The sequence below is a fragment of the Neisseria basseii genome, assembly GCF_962707005.1.
GTDB classification, from domain to species: domain Bacteria; phylum Pseudomonadota; class Gammaproteobacteria; order Burkholderiales; family Neisseriaceae; genus Neisseria; species Neisseria bergeri.
This window is the reverse complement of record NZ_CAUIXH010000002.1, coordinates 159,508-176,868: the sequence shown is the minus strand read 5'-3', so window position 1 is coordinate 176,868 and position 17,361 is coordinate 159,508. Positions and strand designations below refer to the sequence as shown.

General features: G+C 54.4%; 13 protein-coding genes. 10 read left to right on the top strand and 3 right to left on the bottom strand.

All coding sequences use genetic code 11. From position 1 onward, the window contains the following. The first annotated feature begins 61 nt into the window (after positions 1–61). The 6 genes from ychF to porB all read left to right on the top strand — a co-directional run bounded on the left by ychF (position 62) and on the right by porB (position 7,460). The gene (ychF, locus tag Q9I99_RS01995) at positions 62–1,153 is read left to right on the top strand and encodes a redox-regulated ATPase YchF (protein WP_301667442.1); all 1,092 of its coding nucleotides are present in this window, start codon (positions 62–64) and stop codon (positions 1,151–1,153) included. Between the two features lie 372 nt (positions 1,154–1,525). Then, positions 1,526–3,403 carry an acyltransferase family protein gene (locus tag Q9I99_RS01990; RefSeq protein ID WP_301667441.1) on the top strand — a complete coding sequence of 626 codons (1,878 nt, stop codon included), beginning with the start codon at positions 1,526–1,528 and terminating at the stop codon, positions 3,401–3,403. A 61-nt stretch (positions 3,404–3,464) separates the two neighbouring features. Continuing rightward, entirely contained in the window at positions 3,465–4,760 is a 1,296-nt protein-coding gene (tyrS, locus tag Q9I99_RS01985) for a tyrosine--tRNA ligase (protein ID WP_301667440.1), read from the top strand. Positions 4,761–4,776: 16 nt separating this feature from the next. Next, positions 4,777–4,899: a hypothetical protein gene (locus Q9I99_RS01980; RefSeq protein WP_301667439.1), complete on the top strand. Its 123-nt coding sequence runs from the start codon at positions 4,777–4,779 to the stop codon at positions 4,897–4,899. A 230-nt stretch (positions 4,900–5,129) separates the two neighbouring features. Further along, complete coding sequence (gene truA, locus Q9I99_RS01975; protein WP_301667438.1) at positions 5,130–5,927, top strand: tRNA pseudouridine(38-40) synthase TruA; 798 nt, start codon at positions 5,130–5,132, stop codon at positions 5,925–5,927. Between the two features lie 516 nt (positions 5,928–6,443). Continuing rightward, positions 6,444–7,460 (top strand): trimeric porin PorB, encoded by a 1,017-nt coding sequence (gene porB / locus Q9I99_RS01970; protein ID WP_301667437.1) that lies wholly within the window; start codon positions 6,444–6,446, stop codon positions 7,458–7,460. Positions 7,461–7,798: 338 nt separating this feature from the next. Here porB and Q9I99_RS01965 read toward each other — a convergent pair whose 3' ends face one another. The 3 genes from Q9I99_RS01965 to putP form a co-directional block, all read right to left on the bottom strand. After that, the gene (locus Q9I99_RS01965) at positions 7,799–7,984 is read right to left on the bottom strand and encodes a hypothetical protein (RefSeq protein WP_301667436.1); all 186 of its coding nucleotides are present in this window, start codon (positions 7,982–7,984) and stop codon (positions 7,799–7,801) included. 35 nt (positions 7,985–8,019) lie between these two features. Continuing rightward, entirely contained in the window at positions 8,020–11,625 is a 3,606-nt protein-coding gene (putA, locus tag Q9I99_RS01960) for a bifunctional proline dehydrogenase/L-glutamate gamma-semialdehyde dehydrogenase PutA (RefSeq protein WP_301667461.1), read from the bottom strand. 250 nt (positions 11,626–11,875) lie between these two features. Beyond that, the gene (gene putP / locus Q9I99_RS01955) at positions 11,876–13,402 is read right to left on the bottom strand and encodes a sodium/proline symporter PutP (RefSeq protein WP_301667435.1); all 1,527 of its coding nucleotides are present in this window, start codon (positions 13,400–13,402) and stop codon (positions 11,876–11,878) included. Between the two features lie 481 nt (positions 13,403–13,883). Between putP and Q9I99_RS01950 the strand changes: the two genes are divergently transcribed. From Q9I99_RS01950 to Q9I99_RS01935, 4 genes are all read left to right on the top strand, one after another. Next, positions 13,884–14,204, top strand: a complete 321-nt coding sequence (locus tag Q9I99_RS01950; protein ID WP_301667434.1) for an accessory factor UbiK family protein — start codon at positions 13,884–13,886, stop codon at positions 14,202–14,204. Between the two features lie 13 nt (positions 14,205–14,217). Continuing rightward, positions 14,218–15,714: a YifB family Mg chelatase-like AAA ATPase gene (locus Q9I99_RS01945; RefSeq protein WP_301667433.1), complete on the top strand. Its 1,497-nt coding sequence runs from the start codon at positions 14,218–14,220 to the stop codon at positions 15,712–15,714. 105 nt (positions 15,715–15,819) lie between these two features. Continuing rightward, entirely contained in the window at positions 15,820–16,683 is an 864-nt protein-coding gene (ftsN, locus tag Q9I99_RS01940; protein WP_301667432.1) for a cell division protein FtsN, read from the top strand. A gap of 2 nt (positions 16,684–16,685) precedes the next feature. Further along, complete coding sequence (locus tag Q9I99_RS01935) at positions 16,686–17,330, top strand: thiol:disulfide interchange protein DsbA/DsbL (RefSeq protein ID WP_301667431.1); 645 nt, start codon at positions 16,686–16,688, stop codon at positions 17,328–17,330. Positions 17,331–17,361: the final 31 nt, after the last annotated feature.

Below are 17,361 nucleotides of genomic sequence, written 5' to 3'. Positions count from 1 at the left end.
GGAAGGAAGGCGGCGGTATGCTATAATCCGCCGTTAAATTTCTCTATTTTCAGGAAAAAACATGAGCTTGAAATGCGGCATCGTCGGTTTGCCCAACGTCGGCAAATCCACCCTCTTTAATGCGCTGACCCAATCAGGTATCGAAGCGGCGAACTATCCTTTCTGTACCATCGAACCCAACGTCGGTATCGTTGAAGTGCCTGACCCGCGTATGGCGGAGCTGGCGAAAATCGTCAATCCGCAAAAAATGCAGCCCGCCATCGTCGAGTTTGTCGATATTGCCGGCTTGGTTGCGGGTGCGAGCAAAGGCGAAGGTCTGGGCAACCAGTTCCTCGCCAACATCCGCGAAACCGATGCCATCGTCAACGTCGTGCGCTGCTTTGACGACGACAACATCGTCCACGTTTCCGGCAAAGTCGATCCGATTGCCGACATCGAAACCATCGGTACAGAGTTGGCGCTTGCCGACCTCGCTTCTGTCGAGAAAGCCATCGTCCGCGAAGAAAAACGCGCCCGTTCCGGCGACAAAGATGCGCAAAAACTGGTCGATTTGTGCAAAAAACTGCTGCCGCATCTGGACGAAGGCAAACCCGTACGCTCCTTCGGTTTGGACGCGGAAGAACGCGTGATGCTCAAACCGCTGTTCCTGCTGACTGCCAAACCTGCGATGTATGTGGGCAACGTTGCCGAAGACGGTTTTGAAAACAATCCGCACCTTGAACGCCTGAAAGAATTGGCGGCAAAAGAAAACGCCCCCGTCGTCGCCGTTTGCGCCGCGATGGAAAGCGAAATCGCCGAGTTGGAAGATGACGAAAAAGCCGAATTTCTCGCTGAGATGGGCTTGGAAGAACCCGGCCTGAATCGCCTCATCCGCGCGGGTTACGACCTTTTGGGGCTGCAAACCTACTTCACCGCCGGCGTGAAAGAAGTCCGCGCGTGGACGATACACAAAGGCGACACCGCGCCGCAAGCCGCCGGCGTGATTCATACGGATTTTGAACGCGGCTTCATCCGCGCCCAAGTGATTGCCTACGATGATTTTGTCTCGCTCGGCGGCGAAGCCAAAGCAAAAGAAGCCGGCAAAATGCGTGTGGAAGGTAAGGAATATGTCGTGCAGGATGGGGATGTGATGCACTTTTTGTTTAACGTGTAAATCCGGCAAAACGCTTTTCAGACGGCCTTTTTTCAGCTTAAGGCCGTCTGAAGCCGGTTTTTGACGGTTCCGGCGTTTCCCGTGCCGCAGGAATAAAGCCGCATCAAAATAAAATCCCGCCCGATCGGCAAGCGTCTGACGGCTTGCCAAAAATAAACCGCCCCGCCGTTACGGGAAGCCGTCCGTCATTCCGAATATCCCTAGCCCCGATACAAAATGACCTTTCAGACGGCATTTGCACAGCCCGCCGCGTTTTGGATTATAGTGAATTAACAAAAATCAGGACAAGGCGGCGAGCCGCAGACAGTACAAATAGTACGGCAAGGCGAGGCAACGCCGTACTGGTTTTTGTTAATCCACTATAAAAACATTATGAGCCAAGCCTTACCCTACCGCCCGGACATCGACACATTGCGCGCCGCCGCCGTTTTGTCCGTCATCGTGTTCCATATCGAAAAGGATTGGTTGCCGGGCGGGTTTCTCGGTGTCGATATTTTCTTTGTGATTTCAGGCTTTTTGATGACGGCGATCCTCCTTCGCGAAATGTCCGGGGGGGGGCGTTTCTTTCTCAAGACATTTTATATCCGCCGCATCAAACGGATTTTGCCCGCATTTTTCGCCGTATTGGCGGCAACGCTGGCAGGCGGCTTCTTTTTATTCACCAAAGATGATTTCTTTCTTTTGTGGAAATCCGCGCTGACCGCCTTGGGTTTCGCCTCCAACCTGTATTTTGCAAGGGGGAAGGATTATTTCGATCCCGCGCAGGAAGAAAAGCCCCTGCTGCACATCTGGTCTTTGTCGGTCGAAGAACAATTTTACTTTGTCTTTCCGATATTGCTGCTGCTTGTCGCACGCAAAAGCCTGCGCGTACAGTTCGGCTTCCTCGCCGCATTGTGCGCCTTAAGCCTTGCCGCTTCCTTTATGCCTTCCGCGCTCGATAAATATTACCTGACCCACCTGCGCGCCTGCGAAATGCTGGTCGGATCGCTGACCGCCGTGCGGATACGGTATCGGCAACAGCGGAATCTCGCCGCCGGCAGACGCTGTGCCGCCGCCGGCGCATTGTTTTCCGCGTGCATACTGTCCGCCTGCCTGTTTGCCTATTCGGAACAAACCGCCTATTTCCCGGGACCCGCCGCTTTGATTCCCTGTCTGGCTGTTGCCGCGCTGATTTACTTCAACCATTACGAACACCCGCTTAAAAAATTTTTCCAATGGAAAATCACCGTTGCCGCCGGTTTGATTTCCTATTCGCTTTATCTGTGGCATTGGCCGATATTGGCCTTTATGCGCTATATCGGTCCGGACAACCTGCCGCCTTATTCGACAGCGGCAGCAATCGTCCTGACTCTGGCGTTTTCCCTGATTTCTTATCACTGCATCGAAAAGCCGTTTAAAAAATGGAAAGGCTCGTTCGCGCAATCCGCCTTATGGATTTATGCCTTGCCTATGCTCATTTTGGGCGCGGGCTCGTTTTTCGCGATGAGGCTGCCGTTTATGGCGCAATATGACCGTATGGGGCTGACGCGTTCCAACACCTCCTGCCACAACAATACCGGCAAACAATGCCTATGGGGGGATACGGAAAAACAGCCGGAACTGCTGGTTTTGGGCGATTCCCACGCCGACCATTACAAAACATTCTTCGATGCCGTGGGCAAAAAAGAAAAATGGTCCGCCACAATGGTTTCCGCCGACGCTTGCGCCTATGTGGAAGGCTACGCGTCCCGCGTGTTCCAAAACTGGGCCGCCTGCCGCGCCGTTTACCGCTATGCCGAAGAACACCTGCCCCGGTATTCAAAAGTGGTTTTGTCGATGCGCTGGGGCAGCCAGATGCCCGAAAACAGCCGCTCCCTTGCCTACGATGCCGGTTTTTTCCAAAAATTCGACCGTATGCTGCACAAACTCTCGTCCGAAAAACAAGCCGTTTACCTGATGGCCGACAACCTTGCCTCGTCTTACAACGTCCAGCGCGCCTATATCTTGTCTTCACGCATACCGGGCTACCGCCAGACCCTGCACCCGGACGACGAAAGCACCCTGAAAGCCAATGCCCGCATCAGGGAATTGGCAGCCAAATACCCCAACGTCTATATTATTGATGCCGCCGCCTATATCCCCACAGATTTCCAAATCGGCGGATTGCCGGTTTACTCGGACAAAGACCACATCAACCCTTACGGCGGCACGGAATTGGCAAAGCGTTTTTCCGAAAAACAACGGTTTCTCGATACGCGCCATAACCATTGATCCGATTAAATTTGTTACAATCGGCGGTTTGCAAAACCGCTAATTTTTTTGAAAGAGACCGATGAGCGTCATCCAAGACCTGCAATCGCGCGGCCTAATCGCGCAAACGACCGACATCGAAGCCTTAGACGCTTTGTTGAACGAACAAAAAATTTCCCTTTATTGCGGCTTCGACCCGACCGCCGACAGCCTGCACATCGGACACCTGCTGCCCGTATTGGCATTGCGCCGTTTCCAACAGGCGGGGCATACGCCGATTGCTTTGGTGGGCGGTGCGACCGGCATGATCGGCGACCCCAGCTTCAAAGCCGCCGAACGCAGCCTCAATTCCGCCGAAACCGTTGCCGGCTGGGTAGAAAGCATCCGCAACCAACTGAAACCGTTTTTGAGCTTTGAAGGCGAAAATGCCGCCATTATGGCGAACAACGCCGACTGGTTCGGCAGCATGAACTGCCTCGACTTCCTGCGCGACATCGGCAAGCATTTCTCCGTCAACGCCATGCTGAACAAAGAATCCGTCAAACAGCGCATCGACCGCGACGGCGCGGGCATTTCCTTCACCGAGTTCGCCTACTCCCTGCTGCAAGGCTACGACTTTGCCGAACTGAACAAACGCCACGGCGCGGTTTTGGAAATCGGCGGCTCCGACCAATGGGGCAACATCACCGCAGGCATCGACCTGACCCGCCGCCTAAATCAAAAACAAGTGTTCGGACTGACCCTGCCTTTGGTTACCAAATCAGACGGCACCAAATTCGGCAAAACCGAAGGCGGCGCAGTATGGCTGAACGCGAAAAAAACCTCGCCGTATCAGTTCTACCAATTCTGGCTGAAAGTGGCCGACGCCGATGTGTATAAATTCCTGAAATACTTCACCTTCCTGTCTATCGAAGAAATCGATGCCATCGAAGCGAAAGACAAAGCCAGCGGCAGCAAGCCTGAAGCGCAACGCATCCTCGCCGAAGAAATGACCCGCCTGATTCACGGCGAAGCCGCCCTACAAGCCGCACAGCGCATTTCCGAAAGCCTGTTTGCCGAAGACCAAAGCCGGCTCACCGAAAGCGACTTCGAACAGCTCGCCCTCGACGGCCTGCCTGCATTTAAAGTTTCAGACGGCATCAATGTCGTCGAAGCCTTGGTAAAAACCGGTTTGGCATCCTCCAACAAAGAAGCGCGCGGTTTTGTGAACAGCAAAGCGGTTTTGCTCAACGGCAAACCTGCCGAAGCCAACAATCCGAACCACGCCGCCGAACGCCCCGACGATGCCTGCCTGCTGACCGGCGAACACAAACGTTTCGGCAAGTACACCATCGTCCGGCGCGGCAAACGCAACCACGCGCTTTTGGTTTGGAAATAATCCGGTTGCCGCAGAAATGCCGTCTGAAGGTTTCAGACGGCATTTTTATCAAATGCAAAACACCCTGCGCCTGCCGATATGCCGTCATTCCCGCGCAGATATGCCGTCATTCCCGCGCAGGCGGGAATCTAGGACGTAAAATCTCAAGAAACCGTTGCACCTGATAAGTTTCTGCGCCGACAGGTCTAGATTCCCGCCTGCGCGGGAATGACGATGCAGGTATTTCTGATGATTCGGCAAACTGTAGCAACTGTATTTTTCACCCCGAACATCTCCCCCAAACAACGCCGCGCGCCCCGGGCATTTGCCGTTTCCCTGCAAAATCTGAGATACAATGCCGTCTGAACATTTATCCGAATCCCAAACCCGATGGATACCGCACAAAAACAACGCTGGGCACTGACCCTATCCTATGACGGCAGCCGCTTTTACGGTTGGCAGAAGCAGGCTGACGGCGTACCGACCGTTCAGACGGCATTGGAAACCGCACTCGCCCAAATCGCAGGAGAATCTGTCGCCACCACCGTTGCCGGCAGGACCGACACCGGCGTGCACGCCACCGCCCAAGTCGTCCACTTCGACACAACTGCCGTCCGTCCCCAACAGGCATGGGTGCGCGGCGTAAATGCCCACCTGCCCGAAGGCATTGCCGTTTTGCACGCCCAACAGACCGCACCCGAATTTCACGCACGCTTCGACGCATACGGACGGCACTACCGCTACCTGCTCGAATCCGCCCCCGTCCGTTCCCCCTTGCTCAAAAACAGGGCAGGCTGGACACACCTCAAACTTGATATCGAACCGATGCGCCGGGCTGCCGCCTTATTGATCGGCGAACAAGACTTCTCCAGTTTCCGCGCCGCCGAGTGCCAGGCAAAATCCCCCGTCAAAACCATCTACCGCGCCGACCTTACCCAAAGCGCAGGACTCGTCCGCCTCGATTTGCACGGCAACGCCTTTTTACACCACATGGTACGCAACATCATGGGCGCGCTCGTTTATGTCGGCAGCGGCAGACTCAGCGTCGAAGGCTTCGCCGCACTGATTCAAGAACGCAGCCGCCTTAAAGCCCCACCGACCTTCATGCCCGACGGACTCTACCTGACCGGCGTCGATTATCCCGAGGCATACGGCATCATCCGCCCCCAAATCCCCGAATGGCTTTAAAACATTCTTGTTGCGGAGATTTTGAAATCGGACAAACTGTCAGGCAATCTTTTTCAATGTTGACACTATAGTGGATTAACAAAAATCAGGACAAGGCGACGAAGCCGCAGACAGTACAAATAGTACGGAACCGATTCACTTGGTGCTTCAGCACCTTAGAGAATCGTTCTCTTTGAGCTAAGGCGAGGCAACGCCGTACTGGTTTTTGTTAATCCACTATAACCCCCGGTTTGCAATGCCCTCCAATACCCTCCCAAGCAAGTGTTGTAAAAATGCAAATCTTAAAAATTTAAAATAACTATATGTTATAAAACAAAAAATACCCATAATATCTCTATCCGCCCTTCAAAATACACATCGGATTCCACACAAAAACAGGCAGAAGTTTGTTTTTTCAGACAGGAACATTTATAGTTTCAGACATGGAATCGCCGACATCGGCGGTAGAAGTAAAGCCTAAGCGGATTGGAAAGTTTGGTCTGCTTAAATTTCTTAACTATGAAAAGGAATACAGCAATGAAAAAATCCCTGATTGCCCTGACACTGGCTGCCCTGCCTGTTGCAGCAATGGCTGATGTTACCCTGTACGGCACCATCAAAGCCGGCGTAGAAACTTACCGCACTGTAAAACATGCAGAAGGCAAAGTAACTGAAGTGAAAACCGGCAGCGAAATCGCCGACTTCGGTTCAAAAATCGGCTTCAAAGGTCAAGAAGATTTCGGCAACGGACTGAAAGCCATTTGGCAGTTGGAACAAAAAGCCTCCATCGCCGGTACTGACAGCGGCTGGGGCAACCGCCAATCCTTCATCGGTTTGAAAGGCGGCTTCGGTACCGTCCGAGCCGGTCACCTGAACAGCGTCCTGAAAGACGCCGGCGGCAACGTCAATGCTTGGGAATCTGGCAGCGCTACCGAAGACGTGTTGCAAGTCAGCAAAATCTCCGCTCCGGAACACCGCTACGCATCCGTACGCTACGATTCTCCCGAATTTGCCGGCTTCAGCGGCAGCGTGCAATACGCGCCTAAAGACAATTCAGGCAAAAACGGCGAATCTTACCACGTCGGTTTGAACTACCAAAACAGCGGCTTCTTCGCACAATACGCCGGTTTGTTCCAAAGACACGGTGAAGGCACTAGCGCAGAAAAAGTTGGTCAGCCTGTTGAAAAACTGCAAGTTCACCGTTTGGTCGGCGGTTACGACAACGATGCCCTGTACGCTTCCGTAGCCGTACAGCAACAAGATGCGAAATTGACTGATGCTTCCAATTCGCACAACTCTCAAACCGAAGTTGCCGCTACCGTGGCATACCGCTTCGGCAACGTAACGCCCCGCGTTTCTTACGCCCACGGCTTCAAAGGCACTGTTGCTAAAGCAGACGGCGACAACCGTTACGACCAAGTTATCGTCGGTGCGGAATACGACTTCTCCAAACGCACTTCTGCCTTGGTTTCTGCCGGCTGGTTGCAAGAAGGCAAAGGCGCAAACAAAACCGTATCGACTGCCAGCACCGTCGGTCTGCGCCACAAATTCTAATCTGCAAAGATTGGTATCAACAAAAAGCCTGTCGTCAGACAGGCTTTTTTCTATTTTTAGTCTTTTTTATAAAATGCAAAAATAGCCGTCATTCCCTCGCAGGCAGGAATCCGAACACGTCCGCACGGAAACCTGATCTCGTCATTCCCACGAAAGTGGGAATCCAGGATGCAAAATTTCAAGAAACCGTTTTACCCGATAAGTTTCCGCACCGACAGACCTAGATTCCCGCCTGCGCGGGAATGACGAATCCATCCATACGGAAACCTGCACCACATCATTCCTACGAACCTACATTCCGTCATTCCCACGAAAGTGGGAATCCAGGACGCAAAATCTCAAGAAACCGTTTTATCCGATAAGTTTCTGCACCGACAGGCCTGGATTCCCGCCTGCGCGGGAATGACGGGTTTCAAGATGACGGTATTATCGGGAATGACGGTTCGGGATTTCCCTACGCCCGCCCTGTGCCTGTAAACGGTAAGTGCATCAAAAATGCCGTCTGAAAGGTTTTCAGACGGCATTGGTTCGCGGGCCGCGCCCGGGGATTTCGGTAAAATCAGTCGGCGACCGCCATCAGGCTGGCGTTGCCGCCGGCGGCTGTGGTGTTGACGCTGCAAGAGATTTCTTCAAAAACTTGCAGGATGTCGAGTCCGTTTTCCGAAGGGAGGACGCGGATGAGTGCACCGTCGTGGGCGGCAAGTTCCTGTTTGCGCGCGCTGTCCAAAGGCGACAGGGCGGCAACGTGGCTGATGCCGGCGGTTTCGGGTTTGCCGTTGACTAGCAGCAGACCTTCCAAGTCGGCGGTGTAGGAAGCCAGCGGGCTGTCGGGTTCGACCACTGCCTGTACGCCGGAGGCGGCAAGTTCGGTCAGTGCGGCAAAGGCTTGAACCGTGCTGCCGCCGTGTATCCAAACGCGTTTGGGCGCGTGCCATGAGATGCTGTTGCGCTCGCCGGTCGGGCCGGTAAGGACGGTTTCGGCACGGCGCAGGGTGCGGATGCGGGCGTGTCCCAAAGCGGCCGCTGCGGCTTTTTTCTCTTCGGCGTTGAACGGCAGTTTGTGAACCAGTGCTTCGAGGCGTTTGAGCGCGGCTTCGTCCGCCTGTCCGATTTGGCTCAGGGTCGGGGCAACCCATTCGGGGATGCGGGTCAGTTTTTGCAGGTAGAACGAACCGCCTGCTTTGGGGCCTGTGCCGGACAGGCCGTGTCCGCCGAAGGGCTGTACGCCGACGACTGCGCCGACGATGTTGCGGTTGACGTAAACGTTGCCGGCTTCGATGCGGCTGCGGATGTGGCGTACCGTTCCTTCGATGCGGCTGTGTACGCCGTGGGTCAGGGCGTAGCCTTTGCTGTTGATTTGGTCGATGACGCTGTCGAGTTCGTCGGCGCGGTAGCGGACGACGTGCAGGACGGGGCCGAAGACTTCGCGTTGCAGTTCGTTGAGGTTGTTCAATTCAAACAGGATGGGGCGAACGAACGTGGATTTTTCGGAATCGACATCGGCGGCGGTTTTGACTTCGTGGTAAGACTTGGCAACGCCTTTCATTTTGTTGATGTGGGCAAGCAGGTTTTGCTGCGCTTCGGCATCGATGACGGGGCCGACATCGGTAGTGAGCTGAATCGGTTTGCCGACGACGAGTTCGTCCATCGCGCCTTTGATCATGTCGAGCATACGGTCGGCAACGTCTTCTTGGACGCACAAAATGCGCAGGGCGGAGCAGCGTTGTCCCGCACTGTCGAAGGCGGAGTTCAATACGTCGGCGCAGACTTGTTCGGCAAGTGCGGTGGAATCGACAATCATGGCGTTTTGTCCGCCAGTTTCGGCAATCAGGACGGGATTGTCGCCGCGTTTGGCAAGGGCTTTGTTGATCAGGCGCGCCACTTCGGTCGAGCCTGTGAAAATCACGCCGCCGATGCGTGGATCGCCTGTCAGCGCCGCGCCGACATCGCCTGCGCCGAGGACGAGTTGCAGGGCGGAAGTCGGGATGCCGGCTTCGTGCATGAGGGAAACGGCATAACCGGCAATCAGGCTGGTTTGTTCGGCAGGTTTGGCGATAACGGTGTTGCCTGCCGCCAATGCGGACACGACTTCGCCGGTAAAGATGGCGAGCGGGAAGTTCCACGGGCTGATGGCGACAATCGCGCCGACGGCTTCGGCATCTTTGGGCAGGGTGTTTTCGGCTTCGCCTGCGTAGTAGCGGCAGAAATCGACGGCTTCGCGCACTTCGGCAATGGCGTTGTTCAGCGTTTTGCCTGCTTCGCGCACGGCAAGCATCATCAGCGCGGGGGTGTGCTGTTCGAGCAGGTCGGCGAAACGGCGCAGGCAGGCGGCGCGCTCGGCGGCAGGTGTCGCACTCCATTCGGGGAACGCGGCAACGGCTGCGCCAACCGCTTCTTGGGCAAGCGCGGCATCGGCAAAGCTGACCGTACCGACAACATCTCCGTGGTCGGCAGGGTTTTTAATCGGTTGCGCTTCGCCGACATCGTGGGCTTTGCCGTTGACGATGGATGCGGCGTGGAAGTCTTGCGCGGCGGCTTTGTTCATCTGTTCTTGAAGCTGCTGCAATACGTTTTCATTGCTCAAGTCCACGCCTTGCGAGTTCAGACGGCATTTGCCGTACAAATCGCGCGGCAGCGGCAGCGCGTTGTGCAGGTGGATGCCCTGTTCGGCGATGGTGTCGAACGGGCTCTTAATCAGGCGGTCGATGCTGATGTTTTCATCGACGATTTGGTTGACGAAAGACGAGTTCGCGCCGTTTTCCAACAGGCGGCGCACCAAGTAGGCGAGCAGGGTTTCGTGCGTGCCGACTGGGGCGTACACGCGCACGCGGCGGCCTAGGTTTTGCGGGCCGACGACTTGGTCGTACAGGGTTTCGCCCATTCCGTGCAGGCATTGGTGTTCAAAGTCTTTGCCTTTGCCCATTTGGTAAATCGCGCCCAAGGTGTAGGCGTTGTGGGTGGCGAATTGCGGGAATACCGCGTCTTGCGCGGAAAGCAGTTTGCGCGCGCAGGCGAGGTAGGAAATGTCGGTATGCACTTTGCGGGTGTAGGTCGGATAGCCGTTCAAGCCGTCCACTTGCGCCCATTTGATTTCGCTGTCCCAATACGCGCCTTTGACGAGGCGGATCATCAGTTTTTGGTTGTTGCGGCGGGCAAGGTCGATCAGGTAGTCGATGACGAAGGGGCAGCGTTTTTGGTAGGCTTGGACAACGAAACCGATGCCTTTGTAGCCTGCCAAATCGGGGTCGGAAACGAGTGCCTCCATCAAATCCAAAGACAGCTCCAAGCGGTTGGCTTCTTCGGCATCGATGTTGATACCGATATCGTATTTTTTACCCAAAAGGAACAATTCTTTCAGGCGCGGCAACAGTTCTCCCATCACGCGGCCGTGTTGGGCGCGCGAGTAGCGCGGATGGATGGCGGAGAGTTTGACGGAAATGCCGTTGCCTTCGTAAACGCCTTGTCCTGCCGCATCTTTGCCGATGGCGTGGATGGCTTCGACATAGTCGCGGTAGTAGCGGTCGGCATCGGCTTGGGTGTAGGCGGCTTCGCCCAACATATCGAAGGAGAAGCGGTAGCCCATTTTTTCGCGTTCTTTGCCGTTTTGCAGGGCTTCTTCAATGGTCTGTCCGGTAACAAACTGTTTGCCCAGAAGCCGCATGGCGTAATTTACGCCTTGGCGGATGAGCGGTGCGCCGCCTTTGCTGATCAGGCGGCTGAGTGCGGAACTTATTTGTTTGTCGTTTGTGGCGGTCAGTTTGCCGGTAATCAGCAGACCCCAGGCGGCGGCGTTGACGAAGAGGGAAGGGCTGTTGTTCAAATGGCTTTTCCAGTTGCCGTCTGAAATCTTGTCGGCAATCAGGCGGTCGCGCGTGGCGTTGTCGGGGATACGCAGCAGGGCTTCTGCCAGACACATCAGCGCGATGCCTTCTTCGCTGGAGAGTGAAAACTCGTGCATCAGCGCATCCACGCCGCCGGCTTTGGTGCGGCCGGCGCGGACTTGGGTAACCAAACGGCGGGCAAGTTCGGAGGCAGCGTTGCGCTCTTCGTCGCTCATCTGTGCACGTTGCAACATATCCTGTACGGCTTCGATTTCATTACGGCGGTAGGCATCGGTTATCGCTTGGCGCAGGGCAGTTTGTGCCGGAAATGCAAAATGAAACATTTTTTGGATTCTCCAAAGTTTTTCGGGGGGTTCAGACGGCATCGGTGCGGCCTGAATACGGTAATATCGTAATAAATCCGCAGATGAAATACAAGGCTTCAAATGCGGGCAGGGTAGGTGCTTCCGTTTCTTTGAAAATGAAACGGGTAAAACACAAATAAGGCCTGTATGCGGGCAAGGTTTATTTGTGTTTGACCCGGAAACGGGTTCAGACGGCACGAACCGGGATGCCGTGCCGTCTGAAAGGGGTTTATCGGGCGGCGCGGTAATCTGCGTCGGCTTTTTCAAAGCGTTCTTGGATTTCGCGCGAAGGTTCTTTGTTGAACAGGGAAACCAACACGGCAACGATCAAGCAAACAATAAAGCCCGGCACGATTTCGTACATCGTCAACAAGCCGCTTTCGCCTGCCGCTTGAGCCGGTTTTTTTACCCATTCCGCCCACACAACAACGGTTAACGCACCTACAACCATACCTGACAACGCGCCGTAGGCAGTGATGCGTTTCCACAATACGGACAGAATCACAATCGGGCCGAACGCCGCACCGAAACCTGCCCACGCGTAAGACACCAGTCCCAATACTTTGCTGTTCGGATCGGAAGCAATCAGGATGGAAATCACGGCAATCGCCAAGACCATCAGGCGGCCGACCCATACCAGTTCCGACTGTTGCGCGTTTTTACGCAAAAAGCCTTTGTAGAAGTCTTCGGTAATCGCGCTGGAGCAAACCAAAAGCTGGCAGGACAGGGTGGACATCACCGCCGCCAAAATCGCGCTCAAAATAATACCGGCGATCCAAGGGTTGAACAGCAGGGTGGAAAGCGCGATGAAGATGCGTTCGTGGTTGCCGCTCATAGAAGAAACTTTGTCGGGATTTGCACCGAAATACGCAATGCCGAAATAACCGACCGCTACCGCGCCCGCAAGGCACAACGCCATCCAAGTCATACCGATGCGGCGTGCGGATACCAGCGATTTCGCGCTTTCGGCGGCCATAAAGCGCGCCAAAATGTGCGGCTGTCCGAAATAGCCCAAGCCCCATGCGGCGGTAGAAATGATGCCGATGACGGTCGTACCGGCAAACAGGCTGCCGTATTCTTTGCCCGTGCCTGCGGCGACGCTTTGAATCGCGGCAGACATCTGTTCCGCGCCGCCCAAGCCCAGATAGACCATCACTGGCGTTAAAATCAGGGCGAAAATCATCAAAGATGCCTGCAACGTATCCGTCCAGCTGACCGCCAAGAAGCCGCCCAAGAAGGTATAGGCGATGGTCGCGCCCGCGCCCAGCCACATTGCCTGATTGTAAGTCATACCTTCAAACAGGCTTTGGAACAGGGTTGCGCCCGCCACAATGCCCGAGGCGCAATAAATCGTGAAGAAGAACAGGATAATCAGTGCGGAAACCACTTTCATCAAGTGTCCGCCCGCGCCGAAGCGGTGGAAGAAATAATCCGGCAGCGTCAGCGCATTGTTGGCGTATTCGGTATGCACGCGCAGGCGGCCCGCCACCAAGAGCCAGTTGAAATACGCGCCGACCAAGAGGCCGATGGCAATCCAGGCTTCGTTCAAACCGCTCAGGTAAATCGCGCCCGGCAGCCCCATCAAAAGCCAGCCGGACATATCGGACGCGCCCGCCGACATCGCCGTAACAAACGGGCCCAGGCTGCGCCCGCCCAAAATATAATCGTCGAAATTGCGCGTGGAAAAATAAGCGGCAAGCCCGATGAGAAGGACTGCAACCAGATAGATTGCAAAAGTGATGTACATGGGATTCATGTGCTATTCCTCGTCTAAAACTTCAGAATTACAGGCTTTGAAATTGCAAGCAACTTGCGCCTGAAATGTTTTTCTAATAAAAGTACAACTGAAAATCCGGACACCCGAAAGGGGATTCGGATAAATTATCTTCAATCACAATAAGATATGTAATGAAATCACATGAAATTGTAAATAATTTGGTTCAGCATAACCCAAATTCTTTTGTTTGCAAAGCACTTGCCGTCGAAAAAAGGCGGAGAAAAGCAGATTGTTAACATAAAATCTATCTAAAACAAGATATTATTTTGTAGTTGTTTGTAATTGAAAAGGGATGGTGTTGTGAAACCGGCTTTCCGCCTGCTTATGTTTTGAAGTGTAGTTTAGCAACGGAAGTGGGGGCGGAACATTTTGTGCAGATGGCCGGCCGCCCGTTTTCAGACGGCATTTTTCCTTATACAATAGCCGCTTGAATTTGATATGTTCAGGAAGGATACAGATTATGTTCGGCAAGCAGCTTTTTGAAGAAGTCGGCTCGAAAATCAGCGAAACCATCGCCAACAGCCCTGCCAAAGATGTGGAAAAAAATATTAAGGCGATGCTGGGCAGCGCGTTCAACCGTATGGATTTGGTTACGCGCGAAGAATTCGACATCCAGCAGCAGGTTTTGATTAAAACCCGTACCAAACTGGCGGCTTTGGAAGCGCGTCTGGCGAAACTCGAAGCCGCGCAAAATCCCGAACGGGCAGCATTGGAAGCGGCTGAAGCCGCTGCCGAAGAAGCTGTTGCAGAAGTCAAACAACAAACCGAAGCTGTCGAATAAGGCCGTCTGAAACATGTCGCTTGCCTTGGTTTACAGCCGCGCCTTGAGCGGCATGAATGCGCCGTTGGTCGAAGTGGAAGCCCACCTTGCCAACGGCCTGCCGCATTTCAACATCGTCGGACTGCCCGATACCGAAGTAAAGGAAAGCCGCGACCGCGTCCGCGCCGCCATTATCCAAAGCGGTTTTGAATTCCCCGCCAAAAAAATCACCGTCAACCTCGCCCCTGCCGACCTGCCCAAAGAGTCGGGGCGTTTCGATTTGCCGATTGCAATCGGCATCCTTGCCGCATCGGGGCAGGTTGCACCCGAAAAGCTGGCGGAATACGAGTTTGCGGGGGAATTGGCACTGTCGGGGCTGTTGCGCCCCGTGCGCGGCGCGTTGGCGATGGCGTGGCAGGGTATGCAGGCAAAACGTGCATTTGTTTTGCCTGAAGAAAACGCAGGACAAGCCGCCGTGATGCGCGGCATTACCGTTTACGGCGCGCGCTCTTTGGGTGAAGTCGCCGCCCATTTGAACGGCATCGAACCTTTGGCGCAAACCGAATGCCAAGTTCCTCAGATGCCGTTTGAACATGGCGGACAACCTGATTTGTGCGATGTGAAAGGTCAGCACACTGCCCGTCTTGCTTTGGAAATCGCTGCCGCAGGCGGACACAGTCTCTTGATGATAGGTCCGCCGGGAACGGGCAAGTCTATGCTCTCCCAACGGCTGCCCGGCATCCTGCCGCCGCTGACCGAAGACGAATTGGTCGAAGTTTGGGCATTGCGTTCGCTCCTGCCCAACCACCAGCAACAACTCGACAGCAACCGTCCTTTTCGCAGTCCGCATCACAGTGCCAGCGCGGCGGCTATGGTCGGCGGCGGTTCCGACCCGCGTCCGGGCGAGATTTCATTGGCGCATCACGGCGTATTGTTTTTGGACGAATTGCCCGAGTTCGACCGCAAAGTTTTAGAAGTTTTGCGCGAACCGTTGGAAAACGGCGAAATCCACATTTCCCGCGCGGCGCGCCAAGCCGTCTATCCTGCCAAATTCCAACTCGTCGCCGCCATGAACCCTTGTCCGTGCGGTTATCTCGGGCATCCTGTCAAACCCTGCCGCTGCACGCCCGAAAGCGTCGCGCGTTACCGCAGCAAGATTTCCGGTCCGCTGCTCGACCGCATCGATTTGACCATCGAAGTCCCCAGCCTGTCCGCCGCCGAACTGATGCAGCAGGAAGTAGGGGAAAGCAGCGCCGTCGTGTTGGCGCGCGTGATCGCCGCCCGCGACAAACAATACGCACGGCAGGGCAAAGTCAACGCCGCTTTGAGCGTCAGCGAACTCGATTTCCAAGCCCGCATTCAAAAAGAAGCGCAGGAAGCCTTGGGCGGCCTGCTGGAAAAATTGTCTCTTTCCGCCCGCAGTTTCCACCGCATTATGCGCGTGGCACGTACATTGGCGGATTTGGCGGGCGATGAAGAAGTCGGCAGAAGCCACGTCATGAAAGCCATAGGTTTCCGCCGCGCTTTATAGGAACGGGAATGGAAGCAGGTTTTGCCCAAAGATGGCGATATTGTTAGAATATCCGCCCGTAAGCAAACGGCGTCAATGCCGTCTGAAACACATTAAGGTATGTTTATGCACAAATTTTCCCAATCCGGAAAAGGTCTGTCCGGTTTTTTCTTCGGTCTGATACTGGCGACGGTCATTATTGCCGGTATTTTGTTTTATCTGAACCAGAGCGGTCAAAATGCGTTCAAAATCCCGGCTTCGTCGAAGCAGCCTGCAGAAACGGAAATCCTGAAACCGAAAAACCAGCCTAAGGAAGACATCCAATCTGAACCGGCCGATCAAAACGCCTTGTCCGAACCGGATGCTGCGACAGAGGCAGAGCAGTCGGATGCGGAAAAAGCTGCCGACAAGCAGCCCGTTGCCGATAAAGCCGACGAGGTTGAAGAAAAGGCGGGCGAGCCGGAACGGGAAGAGCCGGACGGACAGGCAGTGCGCAAGAAAGCATTGACGGAAGAGCGTGAACAAACCGTCAGGGAAAAAGCGCAGAAAAAAGATGCCGAAACGGTTAAAAAACAAGCGGTAAAACCGTCTAAAGAAACAGAGAAAAAAGCTTCAAAAGAAGAGAAAAAGGCGGCGAAGGAAAAAGTTGCACCCAAACCGACCCCGGAACAAATCCTCAACAGCGGCAGCATCGAAAAAGCGCGCAGTGCCGCCGCCAAAGAAGTGCAGAAAATGAAAACGTCCGACAAGGCGGAAGCAACGCATTATCTGCAAATGGGTGCGTATGCCGACCGCCGGAGCGCGGAAGGGCAGCGTGCCAAACTGGCAATCTTGGGCATATCTTCCAAGGTGGTCGGCTATCAGGCAGGAAGTAAAACGCTTTACCGCGTGCAAAGCGGCAATATGTCTGCCGATGCGGTGAAAAAAATGCAGGACGAGTTGAAAAAGCACGGGGTCGCCAGCCTGATCCGTGCGATTGAAGGCAAATAATTATGAAGCTCAAACATCTGTTGCCGCTGCTGCTGTCGGCAGTGTTGTCCGCGCAGGCATATGCCCTGATGGAAGGGGAAGACTATCTTGTGTTGGATAAACCCATTCCTCAAGAACAGTCGGGCAAAATTGAGGTTTTGGAATTTTTCGGCTATTTCTGCGTACATTGTCATCATTTCGATCCTTTGTTATTGAAACTGGGCAAGGCATTGCCGTCTGATGCCTATTTGAGGACGGAGCACGTGGTCTGGCAGCCTGAAATGCTCGGTCTGGCCAGGATGGCGGCCGCCGTCAATTTGTCAGGTTTGAAATATCAGGCAAACCCTGCCGTGTTTAAAGCAGTTTACGAACAAAAAATCCGCTTGGAAAACAGGTCGGTTGCCGGAAAATGGGCTTTGTCCCAAAAGCAGTTTGACGGCAAAAAACTGATGCGCGCCTATGATTCTCCCGATGCCGCCGCCGCCGCATTAAAAATGCAGAAACTGACGGAACAATACGGTATTGACAGCACGCCGACCGTTATTGTCGGCGGAAAATACCGCGTTATCTTCAATAATGGCTTTGACGGCGGTGTTCATACGATTAAAGAATTGGTTGCCAAAGTCAGGGAAGAACGCAAGCGTCAGCCCCCTGCTGTACAGAAATAGCCGAACTCCCGTATCCGAAAGAAGCGCAAGC

Excerpts from the sequence above, each read along its gene's own strand:
- Q9I99_RS01950 (WP_301667434.1), top strand. The coding sequence starts at position 13,884 with ATGTTCGGCAAGCAGCTTTTTGAAGAAGTCGGCTCGAAAATCAGCGAA.
- ychF (WP_301667442.1), top strand. The coding sequence starts at position 62 with ATGAGCTTGAAATGCGGCATCGTCGGTTTGCCCAACGTCGGCAAATCC.
- Q9I99_RS01980 (WP_301667439.1), top strand. The coding sequence starts at position 4,777 with ATGCCGTCTGAAGGTTTCAGACGGCATTTTTATCAAATGCAAAACACC.
- Q9I99_RS01935 (WP_301667431.1), top strand. The coding sequence starts at position 16,686 with ATGAAGCTCAAACATCTGTTGCCGCTGCTGCTGTCGGCAGTGTTGTCC.
- putA (WP_301667461.1), bottom strand. The coding sequence starts at position 11,625 with ATGTTTCATTTTGCATTTCCGGCACAAACTGCCCTGCGCCAAGCGATA.
- Q9I99_RS01990 (WP_301667441.1), top strand. The coding sequence starts at position 1,526 with ATGAGCCAAGCCTTACCCTACCGCCCGGACATCGACACATTGCGCGCC.
- tyrS (WP_301667440.1), top strand. The coding sequence starts at position 3,465 with ATGAGCGTCATCCAAGACCTGCAATCGCGCGGCCTAATCGCGCAAACG.
- porB (WP_301667437.1), top strand. The coding sequence starts at position 6,444 with ATGAAAAAATCCCTGATTGCCCTGACACTGGCTGCCCTGCCTGTTGCA.
- ftsN (WP_301667432.1), top strand. The coding sequence starts at position 15,820 with ATGCACAAATTTTCCCAATCCGGAAAAGGTCTGTCCGGTTTTTTCTTC.
- putP (WP_301667435.1), bottom strand. The coding sequence starts at position 13,402 with ATGAATCCCATGTACATCACTTTTGCAATCTATCTGGTTGCAGTCCTT.
- Q9I99_RS01965 (WP_301667436.1), bottom strand. The coding sequence starts at position 7,984 with ATGCCGTCTGAAAACCTTTCAGACGGCATTTTTGATGCACTTACCGTT.
- truA (WP_301667438.1), top strand. The coding sequence starts at position 5,130 with ATGGATACCGCACAAAAACAACGCTGGGCACTGACCCTATCCTATGAC.
- Q9I99_RS01945 (WP_301667433.1), top strand. The coding sequence starts at position 14,218 with ATGTCGCTTGCCTTGGTTTACAGCCGCGCCTTGAGCGGCATGAATGCG.